This window comes from Serratia marcescens (assembly GCF_001902635.1).
In the GTDB taxonomy this organism is placed as follows: Bacteria; Pseudomonadota; Gammaproteobacteria; order Enterobacterales; family Enterobacteriaceae; genus Serratia; species Serratia marcescens_F.
Genome location: NZ_MJAO01000004.1, coordinates 277,315 through 283,314, shown reverse-complemented (window position 1 = coordinate 283,314; position 6,000 = coordinate 277,315). Strand labels below are relative to the sequence as shown.

General features: G+C 54.5%; 6 protein-coding genes. All 6 read right to left on the bottom strand.

Going from position 1 to position 6,000, the window contains the following annotated elements; all coding sequences use genetic code 11:
* Nucleotides 1-323: fimbria/pilus periplasmic chaperone (locus BHU62_RS05935; RefSeq protein WP_236720647.1), on the bottom strand; the 323-nt coding region annotated here is incomplete at its 3' end.
* 14 nt (nt 324-337) lie between these two features.
* Nucleotides 338-2,878 carry an outer membrane usher protein gene (locus BHU62_RS05930; protein WP_073529648.1) on the bottom strand — a complete coding sequence of 847 codons (2,541 nt, stop codon included), beginning with the start codon at nt 2,876-2,878 and terminating at the stop codon, nt 338-340.
* A gap of 60 nt (nt 2,879-2,938) precedes the next feature.
* A complete protein-coding gene (locus BHU62_RS05925; RefSeq protein ID WP_073529647.1) occupies nt 2,939-3,475 on the bottom strand; it encodes a fimbrial protein in 537 nt (178 codons plus the stop codon).
* A gap of 86 nt (nt 3,476-3,561) precedes the next feature.
* Nucleotides 3,562-4,107 carry a fimbrial protein gene (locus BHU62_RS05920; protein ID WP_236720646.1) on the bottom strand — a complete coding sequence of 182 codons (546 nt, stop codon included), beginning with the start codon at nt 4,105-4,107 and terminating at the stop codon, nt 3,562-3,564.
* A 562-nt stretch (nt 4,108-4,669) separates the two neighbouring features.
* Nucleotides 4,670-5,158: a hypothetical protein gene (locus BHU62_RS05915; RefSeq protein WP_073529646.1), complete on the bottom strand. Its 489-nt coding sequence runs from the start codon at nt 5,156-5,158 to the stop codon at nt 4,670-4,672.
* Nucleotides 5,155-5,976, bottom strand: coding sequence for a winged helix-turn-helix domain-containing protein (locus tag BHU62_RS05910; protein WP_073529645.1), 822 nt, complete (start codon nt 5,974-5,976; stop codon nt 5,155-5,157). Before BHU62_RS05910 ends, BHU62_RS05915 begins: the two co-directional genes overlap by 4 nt.
* Nucleotides 5,977-6,000: the final 24 nt, after the last annotated feature.

Below are 6,000 nucleotides of genomic sequence, written 5' to 3'. Positions count from 1 at the left end.
TCCTGCGGCAGCTGTTTGGCCACCGGCAGCGCCTGAATCTTCACCTGGCTCGGTTTGCCCGGCTCAATGCGCTGCACCGGCGGCAGCACCGTCAGCGGGCTCTGGATCTTGTTGCCCTGTTCGTCTTCGATCCACCCCAGCGCCAGATACGGCAGCTGCTTGTTCTGGTTGCTGACGCTCAGACTGACCGACTTCTGGCCACCGTCGAAAATCACCCGGGTGCGGTCCAGGGCGATCGCCGCCTGCGCCGCGGGGGCCAATGCACTGCTCAGCAGCGCGGCGGTAGCCAGCAAACCGGCCTGTTTACCCATTGTGTTCGTCATAAAAACTCCTCACTTCATTGCTTGTCGTTATCCGCGCCGGCGCTCAGCGCCCGGCACGGCAACAGTAAGTTGGCCGTCAGCATCTGCGCCGGCAGCGGGGTCGGCATCCGCACTTCACACTGCGCGGCGCCGTTCCAGTGCACCGTCATGCTTTCCCCGGCGTTGATGCCGCTCAGGTAAATGCTGCCGCCGTCGTTGACGATACCGGTTTCCTGCTTGCGGCCGTTCCGCACCGTGGCGCCGAACGGCGGTTCGCCGCCGCCCGCCAGCTTGATCACCGCCATTGCCTTCTCGCCGGCGACCACGTCGAACTGGCGATAGCCGATGGCGCCTTCCGTCAGCGTGGCCTGCACCACCGACCGGGTAGCTTCGGCGTTGTCGCCCAGCTGGTTGAGATCGATGCTGGCCTTGTTGCGGTAATAGCTGTTCACGTCGCCGATCACTGCCTTACCCCAGGCGTTGGTGCGGCTGGCGCGGCCGTAGCCGCGTACCGGCACCTCCGGCACGCCGCCGGTATCGATCAGCATACGGGTGCCGCCCTGTTGGGCGACGCGGTGCAATGCGCCCCCTTCGGCGGTCATCGTCATCCCGCCCTGCGCAGAGAGACCCAGCGCACTGTAGCGCCCCGCCTGGTAGCTGGCGTTGGCGCTCATCCGCGCCATATCGCCCTCATGGTTGTAGTAACCGCTCAGGCTGGCCCCGCTGCGCGAAGTGCCGGCGTTCAGCTGATAGTTGTTGCGTTCGTCAACCCGCGCGTAATAGCCCACCCGCTGCGTATTGTCATTACGGTTGACCGAGGTGTTGTAGCTCAGAGTCGTGTTCTCTCCCCACGGCAGCGACAGCGACAGATAAGCGCCGTCGTCTTTGGCGCCGTTATACTGGTTGCGATACGCAGACAGCGACAGGCTCAGGTTGCGCCACCGCCCCAGGTCGAAGTAACGCGACAACGTCAGGTTGTAGCGATCGTTCGCCGGCCGATCCCAGTACGTCTCGTGGCTATAGTTGACGTAACTGCTCAACCCCCAGTCGCGGAAGTGCTTGTTAAAGGTGATGGTGTACATCTCCTTGCCGCTGCCGCTGCGGTTGCCGTAATAGCGCGCATCCAGGTACTCGCTCATGCTCATGAAGTCCCGCTCCGAGAAGCGGTAGCCGGCGAAGGTCACCTGGCTGTCGTATTCGTCGAAGTTCTTCGAATAGCTGAGACGATACGAACCGCCGCTCAGCGTGCCGTCCTCCTGCGGCAAGCGCGCCCGCGACTGGGTAGCGTCGAACGACAGCGCGCCCAATATCATCAGATCGCGGCCGATACCCAACGAAGCCGCGTTGTAGTCGCCACCCGCCAGCGCGCCGCCGTACAGCGACCAGCCGTTGCTCACGCCCCAGGAGAACTCGCCGGTGCCGAACAGCGGCCCGCGCGCATGATGCCGCCAGTCGGTCGGTTTACCCGCCGCCAGCTTGAAGCGCACAGAACCGGGCCGCGTCAGATAAGGGATGCTGGAGGTGTTCATGGTGAACTCCTGCACCTGCCCATCCTGCTCTTCCACCCGCACGTTCAGTTCGCCGCTCACCGCATCGTTGATGTCCTGAATGCGGAACGGCCCCGCCGCCACCGTGGTCTCGTACAACACCCGCCCTTGTTGGCTGATGGTGACCTTGGCGTTGGTCTTGGCCACCCCCACCACTTCCGGCGCATAGCCGCGCAGATTAGGCGGCAACATGTTGTCGTCCGACACCAGGCTGGCGCCGCTGAAGCGGAAGCTGTCGAACATGCCGGAATCCAGGTAGTTTTCCCCCAGCGTCAGCTTCGAACGCAGCGCCGGCACCGCGCGGAAGGCATAATAACGGCTCCAGTCCAGCTGCTGTTTGGTCGGTTGCCCCGAACCGGTCTGGTGATTGATGTTCGCCTGCCAGTCCGCACGCAGCCGCCAGGCGCCGAGGTTGGCGCCCGCCGTGCCGTTGCCGCTCAGGTCGTAACTGCTCGCTCCCCTTTTCAGGTTCTTGTTCGTTTGCGCGTTGACGTTGTAGTCGAACAGCAGCCCGGGGATCCCCTCATCCCAGCGCGACGGCGGATCCCAGTTATCTGCGGTGTACTCCAGAAACGCCTGCGGGATGTTCAGGTACAGAGAAGAGGTGGCCAGATCGCCACGCATTTCCATCCCCTGTACGCTGCTCTCGTTCAGGCACTCCCCCTGGTGCCACCAGGTCAGGTCTTTCAACACGCTGTCTTTGAAACCCAGCTGCGCCGCCAGCGCTTTGCTTATACAGGCGCGGCTGCCGTTCGGATCTTCTTCCGGCGCATAAAACGGTATCTGCTGCTCCGGCAGATCGTTGCGGTTAACGTGCACCACCATGCTGTAGGTACCCCGCATGATGTAACCGCCACGGGAGAACTGGCTCAAATCGATATTGTTTCTATCGTGCACATCCAGCACATCGGTGTTGAACTGTATTTCGTCGGCAGCAAATACCATTGTGGAAGGCGCGCCCAGCGCTAATGAAATGCAAATACCCAACGTTTGAAGACGAACCCATTTCCCTGCAGGTGACAGTCTCATACCTTTAAGCCTTTAATCATTATTCTCATTATGCCGACGTTCACGTCGTCTTATTTCAGGTCAGAAATAATCCAGTTTGAAACGGACCGAGGAAAAATAGTCGCCCGCCTTCAACGCATGATTATTGGCTACCAGCTTCAGGGTGTAATTCAGCTGCATATTTCCCGGCACAATGTCATGCAATGGCATCGGCCTGCCCGGAATGGCAATATTTCCATAAGGATCGACAATCTGCAGCGCAATACCGGAGGCGTCACCACGCACGCCAAATAACCCCCCATCGGCGTCGCCGTCAAACGTCACCTGAAATTGTTTCCAATCTTCTTTTCCAGCACGTTCCAAAATGCAGTTAACCAATTCAATGGAAAAAGGCTTGCTGTGCCCCTGCCCGTCGCGAATAATTTCCGCCAGTGGCACCACCTCCATATCGATGGTTTGTTCGCGGCTTTCCACCGCAATCGCACAGGCGGTATCAATAATGGATCCTTGCATATTGACCCGTCCCCATCCCTGAACGGAATTAGCGGCTTGTGTAGCAAAGCTGCTCAAGGAAAACAGGCAAGAGGCCACTATAAAAACAACATTATCAATCCGCATTGGTATTATCCTTGCTTGTCACTTCCTGAAAAATGCATGCGGGGATCCCGCATGCATGCACACCAAAATGGGATTAATAACGGCTATTAGTTATAAGCCAGAGTAAAGTCGGCTACCGCCTGGAATTCACCCTCAGTCACTGCGGCGCCGTCGCCCTGCATATAGGCAGCGTAGGACAGGGTGTTCTTACCGTTCTGTAAAGAGTGCGGTTTGGTAGGTTGACCCAGTTTAATGATCTGACCGCTGCCGTCGGCAATCGCAATGCTGGCGCCTTGCGCCGTACCGGTAACTGCCAGCAGGCCATTATCGGCTGCGGATTCCATGCCGGTGAAGGTTACGGTGACCTTATTCTTGTTCAGGTTGCCGGCACCGTCATCACCGAAAGTGCAGTTTTCCAGATCGATGCTGAAGTTACGCGGCGTGGATTTACCGCCATCACTCAACGCAACGTTGGAGATCTGGCCCAGATCTACGGTCTGATCGATAGACTCAGGCGTAATGGAGCAAGGTGCATCAATAATAGAACCGGTAAAAGTAACTTTACCATGCCCCTGATCGGCTTGCGCCATCGAGGTTGCGCCGAAGGCGATAACAGCAGCCAGAATAGTTTTGTTGAGTTTATTCATTTTCATGAACTAATTTCCTTATCGTGTGTTAACTTTGTCGTTTGAGTTTCAAATTAATGCTACCGCCAACAGCAAGAGGTATTGACTTGCTTTCCCGTATCGCATTTAAACCCAGCATGGTTAATGATTGATTATCAATATAAAGAACAGATTGACCCAATCGATTCTTACCTCGCAACATAACAGGATGTTTGCGATGAGATAAAGATTAGCGGAGTGTTCTGATATTCTTTAATAAAATAATCCAACAAAATAAAATTTCATCAAAAAACGCAAAAAGAAGAACAAAAACAATAAGATAAGGAAATCTTAAACACCTTAAATCAGCATTTAAGGTAGCCTTAAATAACCTTGTTAGCCTGGATTCAGGCTATTTGACATAAATGAATACCAAGCCAATGTAAAATATCGACAAGATAAAAGCAGAAATATGAAGTGACCGGTGGTTTAACAAATAGCGGAACGCGTTAAGCGCGCAGGTATGCGTTCCCAGAGCCAGCATAACCATGCGACCAACGTCGCATGGTGTGATAATAAGTGGTGAAAATGAGGGATAACCAGAAAGGAATTACTTAACCTGCTTGCACAATAGCTGAGGAACGGGCGTAGTAGAGATAACATACCCGTTGTCCGCATTGGCCTGTATGCCCAGGCTGACCCAGCCGTTGTCGTCCCGCAGGTAGCTATATAAATACTTTTTCGCCAGCGGCTCGGGCAGATTATCGACCGGTGTAATTCGCAGCGATTGCGTTTTCAATAAAAATGCGTTGCCGTTTCTTACGGTATAATTTACTTCGGCATAGCGCTTCACGGTATAGGTATTGCCACGGTGGTAAAAACGGCCGCTGTATGACACCACGCCATGACCGTTCGACAGCGCAAACAGAATACCGGTATTCATCATCGCCTTATCATTATCAGACTCATAATCGTATTGCACCTGGGTAAAACAGCTGACGCCCTTGCTGAGATCGTTTTCCCGTGAATACGCCGTGTAAAAAACAGCCGCCAGCGCCGTTAGCGCCATCGATACCGCAAAAACTGCCTTTACTTTCATCGCATTCCCTCCGAGAAAGATCGATATTGCGAACGGCATTGGGAGGTAGCAACTAAAATGTCACCATCGCAAAGAATAAAAGACTCACGCGGCGTCCCGCTAAAGGACGAAACATAAACCCGTTCCCGATGATCGCAGCGTAAGCCCGATTTGGCGAGCCGTTCCGCCACCGCCGGCAAAGACTTATTTTCGCCCCGGCTGTCGGTATAGATCTGGCATTGCTGAGCATCCCCCAGATGGCGGTAGCTGTAAAAGCGGCTTTGCGTATTCTGATAGACATGATAAGCAAACGAAGCGGCGAAGCCCGTCAGCGTCATTACGACAATATATAACAGGGTAAGCATCACTCTTCTTTTGATATTACCCGGCGCAGCGGCGCTCTGTTCTACTACATCCGCCGGCCGTTGTTCCGCATGAATCGCATTATCCGGCACTTCAGCTTCGTCCGCATATTCCTCTGGCGATGCCGGGTCGGCAATAAAGTCAGCGATCTGCACACTGTCGGCGATCACCATGCCACGCCGGGGGATGGTCACGATGATTTCTTCCTCCACGCCCAGCTGGCGGAAAGCCTTGCGGATCATCGCGATATTTTGATAAAGGGTGTTGGCATTGATCGGAATACCGTGTTTCTCCCACACCTCTTCAAACAGCTCTTTCTGGGTGGTGATCTCCGTTCCGTTATCTAACAAAATCTGTAAACAGTTATTCGCCGGTGTGGTTAAGGTTATCGCGTCTTTCTTTTGTTCTACATCCATCAATGTGGCTGTGATTTTGTTGTAAATAACGCGACCATTTAAGATTATTGTATCGCTCATTTTTTCTCTTATAGAAGATAAAAC

What these genes read in the sequence shown, in the direction of transcription:
- BHU62_RS05930 (WP_073529648.1), bottom strand. Translation starts at nt 2,878, where the DNA reads ATGAGACTGTCACCTGCAGGGAAATGGGTTCGTCTTCAAACGTTGGGT.
- BHU62_RS05925 (WP_073529647.1), bottom strand. Translation starts at nt 3,475, where the DNA reads ATGCGGATTGATAATGTTGTTTTTATAGTGGCCTCTTGCCTGTTTTCC.
- BHU62_RS05920 (WP_236720646.1), bottom strand. Translation starts at nt 4,107, where the DNA reads ATGAAAATGAATAAACTCAACAAAACTATTCTGGCTGCTGTTATCGCC.
- BHU62_RS05910 (WP_073529645.1), bottom strand. Translation starts at nt 5,976, where the DNA reads ATGAGCGATACAATAATCTTAAATGGTCGCGTTATTTACAACAAAATC.
- BHU62_RS05915 (WP_073529646.1), bottom strand. Translation starts at nt 5,158, where the DNA reads ATGAAAGTAAAGGCAGTTTTTGCGGTATCGATGGCGCTAACGGCGCTG.